General features: G+C 52.1%; 17 protein-coding genes, 2 tRNA genes and 2 pseudogenes. 11 read left to right on the top strand and 10 right to left on the bottom strand.

Annotation, left to right across the window (positions count from 1 at the left end; all coding sequences use genetic code 11):
* Positions 1 to 106: 106 nt before the first annotated feature.
* Positions 107 to 805 (bottom strand): extensin-like domain-containing protein, encoded by a 699-nt coding sequence (locus C7M51_RS04100; protein ID WP_160620625.1) that lies wholly within the window; start codon positions 803 to 805, stop codon positions 107 to 109.
* A gap of 295 nt (positions 806 to 1,100) precedes the next feature.
* Between C7M51_RS04100 and cycA the strand changes: the two genes are divergently transcribed.
* Positions 1,101 to 2,498, top strand: a complete 1,398-nt coding sequence (gene cycA, locus C7M51_RS04095; protein WP_160620624.1) for a D-serine/D-alanine/glycine transporter — start codon at positions 1,101 to 1,103, stop codon at positions 2,496 to 2,498.
* A 121-nt stretch (positions 2,499 to 2,619) separates the two neighbouring features.
* Here the strand turns inward: cycA and C7M51_RS04090 are convergent.
* From C7M51_RS04090 to C7M51_RS04080, 3 genes and pseudogenes are all read right to left on the bottom strand, one after another.
* Positions 2,620 to 2,745: pseudogene (locus tag C7M51_RS04090) on the bottom strand (metal-dependent hydrolase); the annotation flags it as partial.
* 39 nt (positions 2,746 to 2,784) lie between these two features.
* Positions 2,785 to 3,411 (bottom strand): HTH-type transcriptional regulator RutR, encoded by a 627-nt coding sequence (gene rutR, locus C7M51_RS04085; protein ID WP_160620623.1) that lies wholly within the window; start codon positions 3,409 to 3,411, stop codon positions 2,785 to 2,787.
* Between the two features lie 179 nt (positions 3,412 to 3,590).
* Positions 3,591 to 4,504, bottom strand: a pseudogene (locus C7M51_RS04080) (DMT family transporter).
* Between the two features lie 291 nt (positions 4,505 to 4,795).
* On the opposite strand from C7M51_RS04080, the gene wrbA reads away from it, so the two are divergent.
* The 3 genes from wrbA (at position 4,796) to C7M51_RS04065 (ending at position 7,089) form a co-directional block, all read left to right on the top strand.
* Positions 4,796 to 5,395 (top strand): NAD(P)H:quinone oxidoreductase, encoded by a 600-nt coding sequence (gene wrbA, locus C7M51_RS04075; RefSeq protein ID WP_160620622.1) that lies wholly within the window; start codon positions 4,796 to 4,798, stop codon positions 5,393 to 5,395.
* A 24-nt stretch (positions 5,396 to 5,419) separates the two neighbouring features.
* Positions 5,420 to 5,650 (top strand): YccJ family protein, encoded by a 231-nt coding sequence (locus tag C7M51_RS04070; protein ID WP_103058002.1) that lies wholly within the window; start codon positions 5,420 to 5,422, stop codon positions 5,648 to 5,650.
* 62 nt (positions 5,651 to 5,712) lie between these two features.
* Entirely contained in the window at positions 5,713 to 7,089 is a 1,377-nt protein-coding gene (locus C7M51_RS04065) for an NAD-dependent succinate-semialdehyde dehydrogenase (protein WP_160620621.1), read from the top strand.
* 54 nt (positions 7,090 to 7,143) lie between these two features.
* On the opposite strand, the gene agp is transcribed toward C7M51_RS04065, so the two are convergent.
* From agp to C7M51_RS04050, 3 genes are all read right to left on the bottom strand, one after another.
* Positions 7,144 to 8,787: a bifunctional glucose-1-phosphatase/inositol phosphatase gene (gene agp / locus C7M51_RS04060; RefSeq protein ID WP_160620620.1), complete on the bottom strand. Its 1,644-nt coding sequence runs from the start codon at positions 8,785 to 8,787 to the stop codon at positions 7,144 to 7,146.
* Between the two features lie 322 nt (positions 8,788 to 9,109).
* A tRNA-Ser gene (locus tag C7M51_RS04055) sits at positions 9,110 to 9,197 on the bottom strand.
* Between the two features lie 202 nt (positions 9,198 to 9,399).
* A tRNA-Ser gene (locus tag C7M51_RS04050) sits at positions 9,400 to 9,487 on the bottom strand.
* A gap of 219 nt (positions 9,488 to 9,706) precedes the next feature.
* On the opposite strand from C7M51_RS04050, the gene yccA reads away from it, so the two are divergent.
* Both yccA and tusE read left to right on the top strand, forming a co-directional pair.
* Complete coding sequence (gene yccA, locus C7M51_RS04045; protein ID WP_160620619.1) at positions 9,707 to 10,369, top strand: FtsH protease modulator YccA; 663 nt, start codon at positions 9,707 to 9,709, stop codon at positions 10,367 to 10,369.
* Positions 10,370 to 10,473: 104 nt separating this feature from the next.
* Positions 10,474 to 10,800 carry a sulfurtransferase TusE gene (gene tusE / locus C7M51_RS04040; protein WP_160620618.1) on the top strand — a complete coding sequence of 109 codons (327 nt, stop codon included), beginning with the start codon at positions 10,474 to 10,476 and terminating at the stop codon, positions 10,798 to 10,800.
* Positions 10,801 to 10,834: 34 nt separating this feature from the next.
* Here the strand turns inward: tusE and yccX are convergent, their stop codons facing one another.
* On the bottom strand, positions 10,835 to 11,113 hold the full coding sequence (gene yccX, locus C7M51_RS04035) for an acylphosphatase (protein ID WP_160620617.1): 279 nt from the start codon (positions 11,111 to 11,113) through the stop codon (positions 10,835 to 10,837).
* Positions 11,114 to 11,202: 89 nt separating this feature from the next.
* Here yccX and rlmI point away from each other — a divergent pair, with 89 nt between their 5' ends.
* On the top strand, positions 11,203 to 12,393 hold the full coding sequence (rlmI, locus tag C7M51_RS04030) for a 23S rRNA (cytosine(1962)-C(5))-methyltransferase RlmI (protein WP_160620616.1): 1,191 nt from the start codon (positions 11,203 to 11,205) through the stop codon (positions 12,391 to 12,393).
* Positions 12,394 to 12,456: 63 nt separating this feature from the next.
* On the top strand, positions 12,457 to 12,774 hold the full coding sequence (gene hspQ, locus C7M51_RS04025; RefSeq protein ID WP_160620615.1) for a heat shock protein HspQ: 318 nt from the start codon (positions 12,457 to 12,459) through the stop codon (positions 12,772 to 12,774).
* A 76-nt stretch (positions 12,775 to 12,850) separates the two neighbouring features.
* On the opposite strand, the gene C7M51_RS04020 is transcribed toward hspQ, so the two are convergent.
* Positions 12,851 to 13,267 (bottom strand): CoA-binding protein, encoded by a 417-nt coding sequence (locus C7M51_RS04020; RefSeq protein ID WP_160620614.1) that lies wholly within the window; start codon positions 13,265 to 13,267, stop codon positions 12,851 to 12,853.
* 190 nt (positions 13,268 to 13,457) lie between these two features.
* On the opposite strand from C7M51_RS04020, the gene C7M51_RS04015 reads away from it, so the two are divergent.
* Both C7M51_RS04015 and C7M51_RS04010 read left to right on the top strand, forming a co-directional pair.
* On the top strand, positions 13,458 to 14,108 hold the full coding sequence (locus tag C7M51_RS04015) for a DUF2057 family protein (protein ID WP_160620613.1): 651 nt from the start codon (positions 13,458 to 13,460) through the stop codon (positions 14,106 to 14,108).
* 71 nt (positions 14,109 to 14,179) lie between these two features.
* Complete coding sequence (locus C7M51_RS04010) at positions 14,180 to 14,638, top strand: methylglyoxal synthase (protein WP_160620612.1); 459 nt, start codon at positions 14,180 to 14,182, stop codon at positions 14,636 to 14,638.
* 5 nt (positions 14,639 to 14,643) lie between these two features.
* On the opposite strand, the gene helD is transcribed toward C7M51_RS04010, so the two are convergent.
* Positions 14,644 to 16,698 (bottom strand): DNA helicase IV, encoded by a 2,055-nt coding sequence (gene helD / locus C7M51_RS04005; protein ID WP_160620611.1) that lies wholly within the window; start codon positions 16,696 to 16,698, stop codon positions 14,644 to 14,646.
* 135 nt (positions 16,699 to 16,833) lie between these two features.
* Here helD and C7M51_RS04000 point away from each other — a divergent pair, with 135 nt between their 5' ends.
* A complete protein-coding gene (locus C7M51_RS04000; protein ID WP_160620610.1) occupies positions 16,834 to 17,280 on the top strand; it encodes a YccF domain-containing protein in 447 nt (148 codons plus the stop codon).
* Positions 17,281 to 17,287 lie beyond the last annotated feature (7 nt).

Here is a 17,287-nt window from a genome sequence, read left to right as displayed (position 1 = left end):
TAAATAACACGCGGCAATATTGATATTTAACGTTACCGAAAAGGTTATAAAGGTCTGTCTGTATTGGTGAATAATTAAGCGCTTCAGGTCATGCCATCGCATTGGGTTAACGACATAACCGATAGCCTTGCATACCAAGATGGAAGTGGGCGGCATGCGCCGTGTTATAGTCCGGCCCCAGCGCATTACCAAACCAGGCGCAGCCATCATTGAACCACTGCCGTAACAGCGCAGGCTTCTCTCCTGTTCCCTTCCACTCTTTTCCCACGCTAAGACGCGTACCATTCGCCAGGCGAAAAGCCGTCACATCCCACGCATTGGCCGTTGCATGTTCACTTAAACGTCCGGTGGCACGGTGATAGATATTACGGCAGGCATAGCTTCCTACATGATCGATTTGAACCAGTGATGAATGTAATGGGCTGGCAAGCGCGCTTTTTTTCGCCTGAATAACAAACATCGTGCTGCTTATCGCCAGCGGGCAACTGGCAAGAAAACTGCTGCTCAGTTTGACCCCTGCTAACTGTTGAATACGGATTGGTGCAGGAAGCGGACAGGCACCGGTTACCGCAGGCGGTTGGGTAAAGCTAATCAGTTCCGCCTTTTTCGCCTGCGTCAGTACTGCCAGACAGGCAGCAGGATCGCTTTTTAACCGCTGTAGTTTATATTGCGTGATCGGGCCAGGCGGATCGGTGACGTTGAGCGGCGTGAAAGGATTCCAGTGAGACGGCAAATTTTTTTGCAGCCAGGGAAAAGCTGCCAGCGCAGCCACTATCAGTAGCAAGAATGCCGCGATGCCCTTCACCCGGCCCTCCTGTGATATGCCGCTGAGATAATACAGAAAGTGTAGTTGCAGACCCGTCAAGCAACAGAAAAACGGTCACTTTTGAGCTTTTTTGTTTTGATGCTGCACAAAAGTTGCACAATTGAAACAAATGTAAATAAATGATGCCAGCCACAGGTACGATATCCTGTAGGATTGGCAAAAATCATTAGCTGTTAATCCGCTTATTACACTATCTTATGCCAACTTACCTTCGCGTAAGAATAAAAAATATCGGCCAGCAGAGCCGCACAACATCACAGACAGGAACCACCTCATGGTAGATCACACTAAAGATACGCTGCAAAGCGCAGAAAGCCCGGATAAGCTCCGACGGAGCCTTCATAATCGCCATATACAGCTGATTGCCATTGGCGGTGCCATCGGTACCGGCTTGTTTATGGGATCCGGCAAAACCATCAGCCTCGCGGGCCCTTCGATCATTTTCGTTTATATGATCATCGGTTTTATGCTGTTTTTCGTTATGCGGGCGATGGGAGAGTTACTGCTTTCCAACCTTGAATACAAATCCTTCAGCGATTTCGCTGCTGACTTGCTGGGCCCCTGGGCCGGCTATTTTACCGGCTGGACCTACTGGTTTTGCTGGGTGGTTACCGGTATCGCCGATATTGTCGCCATCAGCTCCTACTTTCAGCTCTGGTTTCCGGATTTCTCGATCTGGATGAGTGCCCTGCTTTGTGTAGTGGTGTTTCTGGCGCTGAATATCCTGACGGTGAAGCTGTTTGGGGAAATGGAATTCTGGTTCGCCATTATCAAAATCGTGGCAATTGTCGCCTTAATCATTACCGGCGTTGTGCTGGTTGCGCTGCATTATCCCTCTCCCGGTGGCGGCAGCGCTGCGCTATCCAATATCTGGAGCTACGGCGGCATGTTCCCGAAAGGCCTGAGCGGGTTCTTTGCCGGTTTCCAGATTGCCGTTTTCGCCTTTGTCGGTATTGAACTGGTCGGTACGGCGGCGGCAGAGACGCACGATCCTCATAGAGTGCTGCCACGTGCCATTAATGCCATTCCGCTGCGCGTTATTATGTTCTACGTGCTGGCGCTAATGGTTATCATGGCCGTGACACCGTGGAATAGTGTAGTAGCAGACCGTAGTCCCTTTGTCGCCATGTTTATGATGATTGGCCTGCCTGCAGCAGCCAGTATTGTGAACTTTGTGGTGCTGACCTCGGCGGCTTCATCCGCCAACAGCGGTATTTTCTCTACCAGCCGTATGCTTTATGGTTTGTCAGAACAGGGCGTAGCACATCGCACCTTTGGACGCCTTTCTACCCGTGCGGTGCCAACGTCAGGTCTGTTCTTCTCCTGCTTCTGTCTGCTGGTAGGCGTGGCATTAATCTACCTGATTCCAAACGTAATGACCGTATTTACCATGGTCACTACGGTATCAGCCATTCTGTTTATGTTTGTCTGGACAATCATTCTTTGCTCTTATCTGGCGTACCGCAAGAAGCATCCGCAGCGCCACCAGAATTCCAGCTTTAAAATGCCTCTGGGCAAGCTGATGTGCTGGGTCTGCATGGCCTTCTTTGCGTTTGTGATTGTTTTGCTGACATTGCAGGAAGATACGCGTAATGCGCTGATGGTTACGCCACTGTGGTTTATTCTGCTGGGCTTCGGCTGGTGGATGCGCAGCCGTAACGCGGCTCGATAACCTAAAGGGCGAACATCTGTTCGCCCTTTTTCATAGCCGCTCTCATAACTGCTGCCACGTCTGTGCTAACGGCAGCCGCCCGGATGACAGGCGTGAAGGCTGACCACCAACGCAACCATTAATATTTTTGCTTCAGCACACCGGCGATAAGCCAGACCAGCAGCAGTGAACATAAGGTCAGCCAGATCAGCGCATAACTTTCGGTACGGTGCAGCATCATGTTGCGTATTGCATCGCCATGATCGAGAACACCTCCGTTCTGGCGAAAGTAAAGTTTCTGGCTTTTTTAACGCATACGAATGCCTTCAATCACCATATGCTGCACGTTAGCTACCGTTTGCGCGAAAAATGCCGCATCATTCAGGGTACAGCCACTCACCGCCTCAACCTGCACGGCAAAATCGGCATAATGTTGAGTCGTTGCCCATAGCATAAACACCAGATGCTGCGGTTCCACTGGAGCCAACCGTTTTTGTGCGACCCAGTTTTCAATCACACGTGATTTATTATCAATCAGCTGTTTTAAATCACCTTCCAGCTCCGCTTTCAGTAGCGGCGCGCCCTGCAACATCTCCAGACAGAACAGCCGAGAGGCTTGAGGATGATCGCGCGAAACCTCCAGTTTAAGCTGGATATAGTGACGAATGGCTTCCAGCGGATCCTGATCTGCGCGCAGTGCACGCAGCGGTGCCAGCCAGACATCAAGGATCTCTTTCAGCACTGCGATATAGAGCGCTTCTTTTGAAGGAAAATAGTAAAGCAGGTTCGTTTTCGATATTCCGGCTCGCTCAGCAACCTGATCCAGGCGAGTACCATGAATGCCGAACTGTGAAAAATATTCCAGCGCCGCTTCAAGAATGGCGGAGCGCTTTGCTGCCGCTCGCGAATGTCGTGTTGGAGCCCGGTTCACCACGTTGACGTTATTCCTTTTTGAAAATGTACGCAGCACATCTTAACAAAGAAGTGCTGGTGCTACGGTAATCCCCTGCGCGTCTGCCTGATGTTTATGCGATTCCCCCCGGCAGGTTCATAACGTTACGCAGAGATCATGATTATCGCGCACTTCCTGTTTGCCCGGTTGCAAGTTGCGCTCTACTCCTCGCGTACAACAGACGATACCCTGAACCGCTTTTTCAGTTTTAATTCGCTGACGATAACGCCCAGTACAATCAGCGCACCACCGAGCAACGCCGCACCAGGCAAACGTTCACCGGCGATGCGTCCAAAGATACCGGCCCACACCGGCTCGCCAGCGTAAATTACCGTCGCGCGCGTAGGTGATACACTGCGCTGCGCCCAGTTCATAGTGACCTGAATCAGCGCGCTGGCTACGCCAAGTCCCATTGCACTCCCCCATAGCCAGGGAGACATTGCTGGGATCTGCTCCCCATCAGGAATCATTAGCATAAAAGAAAACAGCGAGGCGACGGCCAGCTGAACGATAGTCACTCGTCGGATATCAACCTTCCCGGCCCACGCACTGATCAAGATAATTTCCCCGGCAATAGCCAGCGTGCTGAGCAGCGTAGCCAGCTCACCGGGGCTGAGAGCGAGCCCTCCACTTTCTGGTCCCGCCACCAGCATTAAACCGCTAAAAGCAAGCACCACACCGCACCAGGACATTAAGCCTGGTCTTTTCCCTAAAAAAGCCCACTGCAACAGCGGCACCAGAGGAACATATAGCGCGGTGATAAAAGCTGACTGGCTGCCGGAAATAGTCTGCATGCCCCATGTTTGCAAGCCGTAGCCACCGCTGATTGCAATACCGATCCAGAAACCCGCTGTAAGCTCCAGACGTGTAAAGCCCCTCAGCGATCGCCATGAAAAAAGCAGCAGCACCCCTGTCGCGGTAGCAAAACGTAGTCCGACAAAAAAGAAAGGGCCGCTCATGGTCATCGCATGGTGGACCACCATAAACGTGCCCCCCCCCAGACCATGGTAATAAAGATAAGAATTCCTTCCGGCAACGTAAACCGCCATTTGTAACGTGATAACCGACCAGACATATCCAGAAAATCCTGAAAAATTAAGTGAGATAGTGTGCTTTTCCCGTTGTGGCAGGTCAATCACCAAAGCGTGTCCAGGCAAGGTCGCTGTCTTCTTCTATACTCAATTATTGCTGTTATCTTTCATTGCTACAGGAGAACGTTATGACCCAGCAACAATCCCAGCAGAGCAAAGACGATCCGAACCAGGCCCCGGAGTCAGGGGATAAACAACCTACTACCCCCAAGAAATAAGCGAGCCGACTAATATGTCGGACAGTTGTCAAATACTATGCAACAGGGAGTCGAATAATGGCGAAAATTCTGGTGCTCTATTACTCAATGTATGGACACGTTGAAACTATGGCACAAGCGGTAGCGGAAGGCGCAGGACAGGTAGAAGGTGCTGAAGTTGTGGTCAAACGCGTACCTGAAACTATGGATGCCGGGCGTTTCGCTCAGGTAGGCGGTAAAACTGACCAGGCCGCACCGGAGGCGACACCAGATGAGCTTCCACAGTATGACGCTATTATTTTCGGCACCCCAACCCGTTTCGGCAATATGTCCGGTCAGATGCGCACTTTCCTCGACCGCACCGGTGGGCTTTGGGCCTCTGGCGCGCTCTACGGCAAACTCGCCAGCGTTTTTACCTCCACCGGAACCGGCGGCGGGCAAGAACAGACCATCACCTCCACCTGGACGACACTGGCCCATCACGGCATGGTAATTGTACCTATTGGCTATGGCACAAAAGAACTGTTTGATGTCAGCCAGGTACGCGGTGGGACACCTTACGGCGCGTCCACCTATGCCGGTGGAGACGGCTCGCGTCAGCCCTCTACAGAAGAGCTGAATATCGCCCGCTTTCAGGGGCAGCACGTCGCCCGGTTGGCGGTAAAACTGAACGGATAGTCTCAACCAACACAGGAGAACACTATGGCAACGCAACAATCCAAAGCACATCATGTCGGCGAATGGGCAAGCCTGCGCCATACCTCACCTGAGATTGCTGAGGCAATTTTTGAAGTAGCAAATTATGACGAAAAGCTGGCTGAAGAGATCTGGCGTCAGCAGGGTAATGACGAAGTGCTGTTTCGTGCCTTTGATAAGACCGACGCCGACGTTCTGACCTGGGATGATACGGTTGTTGAACGAAAGAATGTCTGATTAGCCAGAGTTGGGCGGGGTCTTCCCGCCCTGCTTTTACAGCCAGCGAAAAGGAGCCTTCTGTGTCAACCTATCAATCCGTTAATCCCGCAACCAACGAAGTCATTAAAACCTGGCCCTCACATAGTGATGAATATGTTGAATCTGCACTGGAAAAAGCCTGGCAGCTTTACCACTCCGTCTGGTCAAAAGGTGATATCAAGCCGCGTATTCAGGTACTGCACAAGCTGGCAGATCTGATCGACAGCCGTGCTGATGAGCTGGCAAAAGTTGCCAGCCAGGAAATGGGTAAACTGCTGAAACAGAGCCAGGGCGAGGTGCAGATTTGCGCCCAAATCGCGCGCTATTATGCAGAAAATGCCGAGCGTTTTTTACAGCCGGTATCCTATCCTACTGATTTGGGTGAGGCCTGGATCGAATATCATCCGCTCGGCGTACTGGTTGCCGTGGAACCATGGAATTTCCCCTATTACCAGCTAATGCGCGTTCTGGCACCTAACCTGGCGGCAGGTAACCCGGTGCTGGCGAAACATGCCGCGATCGTCCCGCATTGTGCCAGCTTATTTGAAGCGCTGGTCCGTGAGGCGGGCGCACCAGAAGGTGCCTGGACCAACCTGTTTATCTCCAGCGATAAAGTTGCTGAGCTGATTGCTGACGATCGCGTGCAAGGTGCTGCACTTACCGGTTCCGAACGCGCCGGTAGCGCCGTAGCACAGCAGGCGGGTAAATACCTGAAAAAGACTACGCTTGAACTGGGCGGGAATGACGTTTTTGTCATACTTGATGATTGCGATCTGGACGATGCTGTTAAGCAGGGTGTGCAGGCCCGACTCAGTAATGCCGGGCAGGTTTGTACCGCAGCGAAACGTTTTATCGTACAACGCAGCGTTGCCGATCGTTTTCTGGCGAAATTCACCGACGCGTTTAAAGCAATGAAGCTGGGCGATCCGCTGGATGAAAGCACCACGCTTGGCCCACTATCTTCTGCCAGCGCGCGCGATACTCTCACAGAACAGGTGCAAAACGCCATCAAACATGGCGCAACCTTGCATTACGGTGGTGAAGTAGTTTCTGGTCCCGGCTGTTTCTATCAGCCTACCATTTTGACCACGATTACTCGCGATAACCCCGCTTATTTTGAAGAATTTTTCGGGCCGGTAGCGCAGGTGTATGTGGTAGATAATGATGATGACGTTGTGCGTTTAGCCAACGATTCACACTACGGGCTGGGCGGTGCGGTATTTACTGGCGATATCGAGCGGGGTAAACGTCTGGCATCACGTATTGAAACCGGCATGGTGTTTATCAACTCCGCAAGTGATACCGCAGCAGAGCTGCCCTTTGGTGGTATTAAACGTTCTGGTTATGGGCGCGAACTCTCCGATCTTGGGATCAAAGAGTTTGTTAACCAAAAGCTGGTCGTCATTTCAAAACCGTAAGCCAGCGTTCGTTGCACAAAAAAGGGAGCCTCTGGCTCCCTTCTTATATACCCTTTACTGTGCCGCTGGCGCGGTCTCGGTAGTCGCTTTTTGTTGCGCTTTTTCTTCGGATGACGTTGGCGCGGCTACGGTCGGCTTCTGCGCAGCTTTATCTGCTGCGGCTTTCTCTTTTGCCGCGTTGTCAACCGCTGCTTTTTCCTGTGCTGCCTTTTCCGCCTCGGCTTTTTCCTGCGCGGCTTTAGCTGCCGCTTTTTCTCTGGCTGCCTTCTCCGCTACCGCTTTTTCCTGGGCCGCTTTAGCAGCAGACGTTTTTTCCTGCGCCACCTTATCCGCTTCAGCTTTCTGCTGGGCGGCCGCGTCAGCAGTTACTTTTTCCTGCGTTGCCTTTTCTGCATCCGCAGTGGTTGTCTCTGGTGCATTTACTGCCGCTGGTACGGGTTGTAATGCCGTTCCCTGCAGAGCAGCATTTAACACGCCGCTAAACTGTTCCCATGAGCAAAAACCATCGGCATCCGTCTGACAGCCATTCAGCTGCAATGTTACGCGCTGCGGCGGGTTCTTCAGGCTGAGCACTTCACCATCACGTAACTGCTCTGCCGTCTGATACACATACTCAACTTTTACCAGGTCCTTGTTCGCTTTAGCATCATGCCAACGTTCAAATACCACCTGACCGCCGATAGGCGTTTTTTCATACTGGCCCGGCAACGTATAAGGTTTCACTTCCAGCGCCGCCAACAGCGAGGCAACATTAGAATCATGACCTACCAGCAACATAACTTTCGGCGCTGAGGCCCGATCCTGATCGATCAGCTGACTGCGAATATAATCGATCAGCGGTGACGCTACCTCACGTGCAATCTCCGGTGCGGTAAACAGCGCATCCTGATAGCCGTTTTTAATTGCGGATAATTCCTGCCATTGTTCTGATGTCTTGATTTCGCCCCAGGCCACCTGCTCCAGCGGGAAGCCCTGATAATATTGCAGCGTAAAGGCATCCACCAGCGAGTTACCCACCTTCAGCGGCCCGGCAACGTTCGGTTCCTTACCGTTTTCCGCACTAAATTTATTTTGATTCTCGCTGCTCAGCGTACACTGTTTTTTACCGTTGCAGGCCGGTGCATTTTTATAGTCCACAATCTTTTCAAGCTGCTGGAAAGCAGGCTTGAGGCTCAGCTTATCGCCCTGCGCATTTAACGCCGCCAGCGCTTTTTTATTAAAGTCTTCGCTGTCGTTAGTTATTACCGGATTAAATACCGGGTCCATACTGCCCATTTCATTCTGATGTGTCACAGCAACGTCGCAGCCGGGGAACGCTCCGGTCACAAAGTACTGGGCCGTGGCAACGGTACGTTGCAGGCTATTGGCATAGGCGAACACCTCATCAGGCGCAGGACAAACATCTTTTTTCACCAACCCCTGTTGTGCCAGCCATTCGCGCGTATAACGTCCCATATAGATTTCCAGTACGCCGCCTTTGGTCGTCAGCTCGCCACCCGGTACATCCCACTGCGGCCATGCTTTTTTAGTGGACTGAGCCAGCACGCTACCATTATCCACCAGCGGCGCTCGCAGATTATGGCGGCTCAGCATAAGCACCTGCTGAAGTTGCAGATCGCCATCAGCGGCCTGGGCGGAAAATCCTATGGGTAACGCCGCAATAACCGACAGTGCGCAAAGGGAGAATTTTTTGATCATTGTTACCGTTCCATTTGATCTGATGATGATTTGCTGACTCCAGACCAGGGGCGTGAGAGCCAATACCAGGTATGACACATCATGTTGCATTCCGCCCGGAGGCGGCGATGCGGTTTCATATCGTATCAGGACTATAGCAGACGCGCGACACTGCGAGTTAGTTCTGTTAGCTAACTGAAAAGCAACAGGATGTTTTACGCTGCACTCAGCAACCATTGAAATTGACCACCGGGTGCTAGGAAGTGAATAAAAGCGGGAGGAACGGCATGACCTAAAAAGCAGACATTAAAAAAGCCAGCACGCTGTGCTGGCTCTTAAAATTTGGCGGAGGAGGAGAGATTCGAACTCTCGGATGGTTTCCCATCGGCGGTTTTCAAGACCGCTGCCTTAAGCCACTCGGCCACCCCTCCGCAAGACAATCAACGCGCTGTTTGCCGCTGTGTCATATTGTGCGACGAAGTCTAACGGCTTGATTCTGCTTACGCAAGCCCTTTAAAACAAAAAATATCTGACTGCCTGTTTTTGCAGCGCACCGGTTAAAACAACCGCAGCAGAACTATTTTATCCAAACGAAAACGGGCCAGCATTGCTGCTGACCCGTTATAAATTTAGTGGCGGAGGAGGAGAGATTCGAACTCTCGGATGGTTTCCCATCGGCGGTTTTCAAGACCGCTGCCTTAAGCCGCTCGGCCACCCCTCCGCAATGAGGCGAACTATAAACACCCCTTTGCCGCTTGTAAATAGTTAGCCCGACCGTTCGCATGAAAAACAGGCAACACTGATTTTTTTGCTGTCATTATCGCCACTGAGCTCACAAAAACAGCGTGCTAACGCGTAAAGAAGGGTAAAACGACTTTTCCCTTTTTCCTGCGCTTCGTATGCTCTGTGCCAGGATTGTGACCCCTGTATGAGGTGCATTATGGATCGTATCATTTCCCGCTCTGGCAGCAGTAGTTCGCTGCTGAGCACTCACAAAGTTTTGCGTAACACCTATTTTCTGCTGGGCCTGACGCTGGCATTTTCCGCCGTGACCGCCACCGTCAGCACGCTTTTAAATCTGCCTGCGCCAGGTCTTATCCTGATGCTGGTTGGCTTTTACGGGCTAATGTTTCTTACCTACCGTCTGGCAAACAGCCCGTTAGGTATTCTGGCCGCTTTTGCCTTTACCGGCTTTCTCGGCTACAGCCTGGGCCCTATTCTTAACGCTTTTCTGTCGGCAGGCATGAGCGATGCTATTGCTCTGGCGCTTGGCGGCACCGCGCTGGTCTTCTTCGGTTGCTCCGCTTATGTGCTGACCACACGCCGGGATATGTCTTTCCTCGGTGGAATGATGATGGCAGGCTTTGTCGTGCTGCTGGTTGCGGTAATCGCAAACCTCTTCCTGCATCTGCCAGGTTTACAGCTGGCTATTAGCGCGCTGTTTATCCTTTTTTCTACCGGTGCGATTCTGTGGGAAACCAGCAATATTATTCACGGCGGCGAAACCAACTATATTCGTGCCACTATCAGTCTGTATGTTTCGCTGTATAACATCTTTGTCAGTCTGCTCAGCATTTTGGGCTTCGCTTCACGTAACGACTAATATCGTACCGTCTGTTATTGTCAGGCCCCGCTCTGCGGGGCTTTATTTTTTGCCGCCGTTAAATTTGCTAAACTAGGCGCAGGTTTACTCAGTGAGGCAATACCGTGTTGTTTGAAGGTAAAGATATCGCGCGCGATGCGCAGGGTTACCTGCTTAACCCGGCAGACTGGAGTGAAAAGCTGGCGTTATCGATCGCAGCGGAAGAGTCGATTGAAATGAGCGAGGCGCACTGGGAGGTGGTGCACTTCGTACGTGACTTTTATATGGAATTTAATACCTCGCCTGCAGTCAGAATGCTGGTTAAGGCGATGGCACAAAAATTTGGCGAAGAGAAAGGTAACAGCCGCTATCTGTTTCGTCTCTTTCCTGATGGCCCGGCAAAGCAGGCGACAAAAATCGCAGGCCTGCCCAAGCCGGTAAAATGTTTGTAATACTCTGGGCGGTTGTCATTAACCGCCCTCTTATTCAACCGATAGTAAAGTGCTGCGGTACATCCGCAGACTGATGCGGTTCGGTCAATACTCTGTCAACGCGCGCGCTGCGCGGTCCACCCGCCTTCAACCACATCAGCAGCTGCTCCAGTTTATCGCTTTCGCCACAGGCCAACACCTCAACGCTGCCATCATCCCTGTTGCGCGCATAACCAGTCAGCCCGAGCTGCCGTGCCTGCATTTGCGTGCTGTAGCGAAAGCCTACGCCCTGTACCTGTCCATAAACCCAGGCCTTCATACACCGTTGCGCCATTGTCTTCTCCCCTGATGTACGCTGATTGCATTTTTCCGGTATCCACCGGACAATGTCGCCTCATTTTCCGTTGGTAAGCATAGCAAAATATGACTGTTCGATTGATTCTCGCTAAGGGGCGTGAAAAGTCCCTGCTCCGTCGTCATCCCTGGATTTTTTCCGGCGCCGTTGCCCGCATGGAAGGTAAAGCCCAGCGCGGTGAAACCATTGACATCTGTGACAGCCAGGGAAAATGGCTGGCTCGCGCCGCCTATTCACCTGACTCGCAAATTCGTGCGCGCGTCTGGAGCTGGCAGCAGGAGGAATCGATCGATATCGCCTTTTTTGTTCGCCGTCTGCAATGCGCGCAGCAGTTGCGCGACTGGCTGGCCGCACGCGACGGGCTCGACAGCTATCGCCTGATTGCTGGTGAGTCAGACGGGCTGCCCGGCGTGACCATCGACCGTTTCGGTCAGTTCCTGGTATTGCAGCTGCTGTCCGCCGGTGCCGAATATCAGCGTCCCGCTATTATTTCAGCGCTACAACAGTGCTACCCTAACTGTAGCATTTATGATCGCTCTGATGTCAGCGTACGTAAAAAAGAGGGCCTGGCGCTGGCGCAGGGCCCGATAAGCGGTGAACTGCCGCCCGACCTGCTACCGATTAGCGAACATGGTATGAAACTGCTGGTAGATATCCGCACCGGCCACAAGACCGGTTACTATCTGGATCAGCGCGACAGTCGTTTCGCCACACGTCGTTATTCGCAGGATAAGCGCGTGCTCAACTGCTTCTCCTATACCGGCGGCTTTGCCGTTTCCGCCCTGCTCGGCGGCTGCCGCGAGGTGATCAGCGTTGATACATCCCAGGCAGCGCTGGACGTTGCACGGCAAAACGTTGAACTGAACGGTCTGGACGTCAGTAAAGCGCAATTTTTGCGTGAGGACGTGTTTAAGCTGTTGCGTAGCTATCGTGACAGCGGTGAGAAATTCGATCTGATCGTAATGGACCCACCCAAATTTGTTGAAAATAAAAACCAGCTGGCAGGTGCCTGCCGCGGTTATAAAGATATAAATATGCTGGCAATGCAGCTACTCAACCCCGGCGGAATGCTGTTGACCTTCTCCTGCTCCGGCCTGATGCCGACTGATTTATTTCAGAAAATTATCGCCGATGCCGCCGTGGATGCCCACCGTGATGTACAATTTATAGAGCAGTTCCGACAGGCTGCCGATCATCCGGTGATCGCCAGCTATCCTGAAGGACTTTACCTGAAAGGTGTCGCCTGCCGCGTGCTGTAACTTGAAAACGATGCCTTTGCCACCATATTGGTTTACAGAGGCAATGTTTGTCAGGAGGTATTGATGATTGCCAGTAAATTTGGAATTGGTCAGCAGGTGCGTCACAGGATGTTGGGCTTTCTGGGCGTGGTAGTTGATGTTGATCCGGAATATTCGCTCGACGATCCCGCCGTGGACGATGTTGAAACCAGCGAAGCGTTGCTTGCTGCGCCCTGGTATCATGTGGTGACTGAAGATGATGACGGCGAGCCGGTACATACTTACCTGGCCGAAGCGCAGCTTTCAGGGGAGCCGCAAAGCGAGCACCCGGAACAGCCGTCGCTGGATGAGTTAGCCGCTTCAATTCGCCAGCAGCTGTTAGCCCCGCGGCTACGTCACTAAGCTACTGGCCTGACGCAACAAGTACGGCACACAACAGCCTGATGTGGTTATCCACGCCAGGCTTTTTTTTCATCGATTACTTTTTCAATAATCCCAGTCGCGGGATCTCAATTTTTGGGCAGCGATCCATGACCACGTTCAGGCCCGCCTCTCTTGCCAGCTCTGCGGCCTGCTCATTAATCACCCCCTGCTGAAGCCACAGCGTTTTCGCGCCGATGCTGAATGCTTCTTGCGCCACGCCCCAGGCCGCTTCCGAACGGCGGAATACATCCACCATATCCACCGGCTCAGGTATATCTGCCAGCGCAGCATAAACTTTTTGCCCCAGCAACGTCTGACCAGCCAGCCCGGGGTTAACCGGTATGACGTGATACCCCTGCTGTAATAACCAGGCCATAACTTCATAGCTGGGACGTCCCGGATAATCGCTGGCACCCACCAGCGCAATGGTATGAGTGGAAGTCAGTATATCGGCAATCTGTTGATCGTTCATAAATCCGCTCCTGAGGTTGTTAATTCAACCATTCTAGGCCATTTATCATGCAGGAATGAATCATCTACTTTCCAGACCACATTTAACGATTCAGGGCACAAAATAATATGTTAAAATGTTAACACGCTGCCATAATGTAAGAATTTGATACATTCACTGCCGGGGATTCCGTGCACCTTTTGGAGAAATAATGAAGCTGCGTTTGATCTGTTCAGGCTTGCTTGCGTTGCTGTTCGCAACATCCTGTTACGCGACTACGCTCAAGCTCGATCCTGATATCGATTTACTGGTGCTGGACGGACGAAAAATTTCAGGCTCGCTGCTTAAAGGCGCCGAAGGACTGGAGCTGGATAATGGCGAACATCAACTTCTTTTTCGGGTTGAAAAACCTGTTGGCTCTTCCCAGAACGGTGCAAAGCGCAGCTATGTCTCCAATCCGCTGATCGTTACCTTTGTGGCAAAAGCAAAATCGATCTCTATTCGCCTGCCGCCGCTGGAAAATCTGCACGATCGTCGGCAATTTGATAAAAACAACGCCTTTATCGTAGTGGATGAAACAGGCCAGACGGTACCCAGCCGTCGCGATCGCTTGCCGCTACGCGATAAACAACAAACCGATCTGGAAAAAGCGTTGATGATTTATAACCGCAACGGCCAGATAGCCTCAGTTCCACGTTTTGCCCAGCAGCCACCGCTGAGCGTGCGGCAGGAAAAATTCCCGATTGATGTGGTCAGTACCGATGCCCCTACCGGGCGTCTGCTACAGCTATGGTTTCATCAGGTTGACAGCGCCACTCGTCAACGCCTGCTGAGCTGGGTAAAGGCGCTACGGGCAAGTTGATGTTTACTATCAGGCAAGGGTAAACTCGGACCTGTTTTCTTTTTTCACTTCTTTCTCAACAGGATATCTGAATGGAGCAAACCACTCGTACCCTTGCTGAAGCAAAAAATATCGCTCTGGTGGCGCACGATCACTGTAAAACATCTTTGCTGGAGTGGGTCAGTCAGCATAAGACGCAGTTAGAGGAGCATACGCTGTATGCCACCGGCACTACCGGCAATCTGATTCAGCGAGCCACCGGTCTGAAGGTAAACGCCATGCTGAGCGGCCCTATGGGCGGCGATCAGCAGGTTGGCGCACTGATTGCCGAGGGAAAAATTGACCTGTTGATTTTTTTCTGGGATCCACTCAATGCTGTGCCGCACGATCCCGATGTTAAAGCGCTGCTGCGTCTGGCAACAGTATGGAATATTCCTACCGCCACCAACCGCTCTACCGCCGACTTCATTATTAACTCGCCGCTGTTCGCTCAGGCCGTTCAGGTTCAGATCCCGGATTATCAACATTATCTGCAAACGCGTCTTAAATAATATCGCTACGGTTTACGCAATACCGGTACGCCCAGGCGCTTAAACTCTTCAACAAAAACCGATGGCTGCTGGCGATTATAGAGCAGCCATACCTGCTGTTTCGCTCGTGTTAACGCGACATAAGCCAGCCTTCGCTCTTCGGCATCAGGAAAATCTTCAGGCTCAGGCAGCAGCCCTTCTTCTATTACCGTCTCACGCTGCGCCGCCGGAAAGCCATCGCTCCCCTCATGCAAACCGAGAAGGATGACATAATCCGCCTGCTGGCCCTTGCTGGCGTGGATCGTCATAAAATCGAGATTCAGCTTCGGCCAGCGCGTTTTGGCCTTTGCCAGCAGATCCGGTTGCAGATGATAATAGCGCGCCAGCAACAGTACGCGTTCGTCCAAAAGCGCATAGCCGCTAATCTTATTCAACAGATCTTCCAGCCGATCGTCAGGCAATAGCGAAATCGCTTTTTTACCTCCTTTAGTCAGGCTGTTTAGCGGCTTAGCCAGCTGATGAGGATTTTCCAGAATAAATCGATTGGCGATATCACCGATACGATCGTTAAAGCGGTAGGTGGTATCCAGCACGCAGCTATCGCCGCTGCCAAAATGGTGATGGAACCGATTGATCAGGTTCATTTCCGCGCCGCTAAAGCGATAAACTGCCTGCCAGTCATCGCCAACGGCAAACAGAGTAGTTTGACGATTCTGCTTACGTAGGGCACTTAACAACGCCGCCCTTTGTGGTGATATATCCTGAAACTCATCGACAAGGATATGTTTCCAGGGACTAATAAAGCGCCCTTTCTCCAGCAGATTTACCGCCTGATGTATCAGCCCGGAGAAATCCACGGCCCCTTCCTCCTTCAGCGCGGTTTTCCACGCCTTCATTAATGGGGCCATCAGCTTGATACGCTTTGCAAAGCGATCGCGCACGGCTTCAGGCGCATCGGCAATCATCGCCGCCTGAGCACCACCATGTATCCGCATCAGACCCAGCCACTGCTCCAGGCGGCTTACCAGACGCTGCGTCAGCATTTCATCCTGCCAGAAATCGCCTTCCGGCACCGTCCATGCCAGTTCATCCGTTAGCCACTGACGCCAGCCGCTGGCGTGCGCTTTTTTCCCGGCACACTGCTGCCGCCAGGTTTCAATTAACAGCTGGCGTCGTGCCGTGCTGTCGGTTTCCAGGCGGGAAATTACCGGCCTCTTCTTACTTCCTTCGTGAATAATATGCAGTGCCAGTGCGTGAAAGGTACGCGCTTCAATATCGTTATTATGCAGACGAGCCTTGATGCGCTCATTCATCTCCTGCGCTGCCTGGCGTCCAAACGACAACAGCAATATCTGCTGTGGTTGCGCCTGCTGACGCAGCAGTAGCCATCCTGCACGCGCCACCAGCACCGACGTTTTTCCGCTGCCAGCCCCTGCCAGAACCAACAGCGTCTCTTCTCCATTCACTACAGCGCGCGCCTGCGAGCTGTTTAGCGGCGTCTTCTCCACCGAGGAGAAAAAATCCGCATACTGCTGTAGCATGCGTTCCGTCCAGGCCTGGTTATGATTTGCCAGCGTGGCTTCGCCTTTGTGCAGCCAGTGCAGACACTGCTGATACAGGCTCCTACAATTTTCGAAATCATCAAGCCGTACAGCAGGCAACGGCAATGCGCTAAAGGTATCTTCGATTTGTGCCTGACGTTCAGCCAGCTCGTTTCGCTTCAGCCAGCGATCCTGAGCCGCCGTTCGCAGCAGCTCATCCACTAACTGCTGCAATACCTGCGCGCTGATCTCACTCATCTCCGCGCTCCATTGCTGCCACGCCTGCGACAGATAATGATAAAAGCGTTGCGTTTCCTGCCATTCCGTTCCGTGCAGCCTGACTACCTTATTATCCGGCAGGGTAAATTCCAGCTCGCCCCAAATCAGGCCGCGTTTACATTGGATCTCCAGTAACTGGTTAAACGGGATGAGATATTCATGTTTTTCACCGCTGACTTCTACTCCCGCGCTTAACAGACGCACCCGGTTATAAGGATGCTGCGCCAGATGTTTGCCAAGTGAAGTTGCTTTTAATTCCATGCGTTATAACCAAAAGTATACGGATTCGATTAAGGGCTAGTCTACCGGGCTGTAGTTTACCGCTCCACCGATAAAACAGGTTACAATCAAACGCTGCTATCTCTGATAAATACTGTTTTCTGAAGGAAGCCTGTAATGCGTACCGTTTTGAATATCCTTAATTTTGTGCTGGGTGGCTTCTTTACCACGTTGAGCTGGTTACTGGCGACGCTGGTCAGCATTATCTTTATCTTCACTTTACCGCTGACGCGTTCCTGCTGGGAGATCACTAAGCTCTCGCTGCTACCTTATGGCAATGAAGCGGTTCATGTTGATGAACTGCATCCCGATCGACGTAATGTCCTGATGAACACCGGCGGCACGTTACTTAATATTTTATGGCTCATTTTTTTCGGCTGGTGGCTCTGCCTTTCTCATATTATGGTCGGCATCACACAGTGCATTTCAATTATTGGGATTCCGGTTGGTATCGCTAACTTTAAGCTGGCGGCTATCGCGCTCTGGCCGGTCGGTCGCCGCGTGGTTTCTACCGAAGAGGCTCGTGCCGCACGCGAAGCCAATGCACGTCGTCGTTATCAATAAGGCGGGC

This window comes from Mixta intestinalis (assembly GCF_009914055.1).
GTDB classification, from domain to species: domain Bacteria; phylum Pseudomonadota; class Gammaproteobacteria; order Enterobacterales; family Enterobacteriaceae; genus Mixta; species Mixta intestinalis.
The sequence above is the reverse complement of the archived record's forward strand: the minus strand, read 5'-3'. Positions and strand labels throughout refer to the sequence as shown.

Excerpts from the sequence above, each read along its gene's own strand:
- cycA (WP_160620624.1), top strand. The coding sequence starts at position 1,101 with ATGGTAGATCACACTAAAGATACGCTGCAAAGCGCAGAAAGCCCGGAT.
- wrbA (WP_160620622.1), top strand. The coding sequence starts at position 4,796 with ATGGCGAAAATTCTGGTGCTCTATTACTCAATGTATGGACACGTTGAA.
- C7M51_RS04070 (WP_103058002.1), top strand. The coding sequence starts at position 5,420 with ATGGCAACGCAACAATCCAAAGCACATCATGTCGGCGAATGGGCAAGC.
- agp (WP_160620620.1), bottom strand. The coding sequence starts at position 8,787 with ATGATCAAAAAATTCTCCCTTTGCGCACTGTCGGTTATTGCGGCGTTA.
- yccA (WP_160620619.1), top strand. The coding sequence starts at position 9,707 with ATGGATCGTATCATTTCCCGCTCTGGCAGCAGTAGTTCGCTGCTGAGC.
- yccX (WP_160620617.1), bottom strand. The coding sequence starts at position 11,113 with ATGGCGCAACGGTGTATGAAGGCCTGGGTTTATGGACAGGTACAGGGC.
- rlmI (WP_160620616.1), top strand. The coding sequence starts at position 11,203 with ATGACTGTTCGATTGATTCTCGCTAAGGGGCGTGAAAAGTCCCTGCTC.
- hspQ (WP_160620615.1), top strand. The coding sequence starts at position 12,457 with ATGATTGCCAGTAAATTTGGAATTGGTCAGCAGGTGCGTCACAGGATG.
- C7M51_RS04020 (WP_160620614.1), bottom strand. The coding sequence starts at position 13,267 with ATGAACGATCAACAGATTGCCGATATACTGACTTCCACTCATACCATT.
- C7M51_RS04015 (WP_160620613.1), top strand. The coding sequence starts at position 13,458 with ATGAAGCTGCGTTTGATCTGTTCAGGCTTGCTTGCGTTGCTGTTCGCA.
- C7M51_RS04010 (WP_160620612.1), top strand. The coding sequence starts at position 14,180 with ATGGAGCAAACCACTCGTACCCTTGCTGAAGCAAAAAATATCGCTCTG.
- helD (WP_160620611.1), bottom strand. The coding sequence starts at position 16,698 with ATGGAATTAAAAGCAACTTCACTTGGCAAACATCTGGCGCAGCATCCT.
- C7M51_RS04000 (WP_160620610.1), top strand. The coding sequence starts at position 16,834 with ATGCGTACCGTTTTGAATATCCTTAATTTTGTGCTGGGTGGCTTCTTT.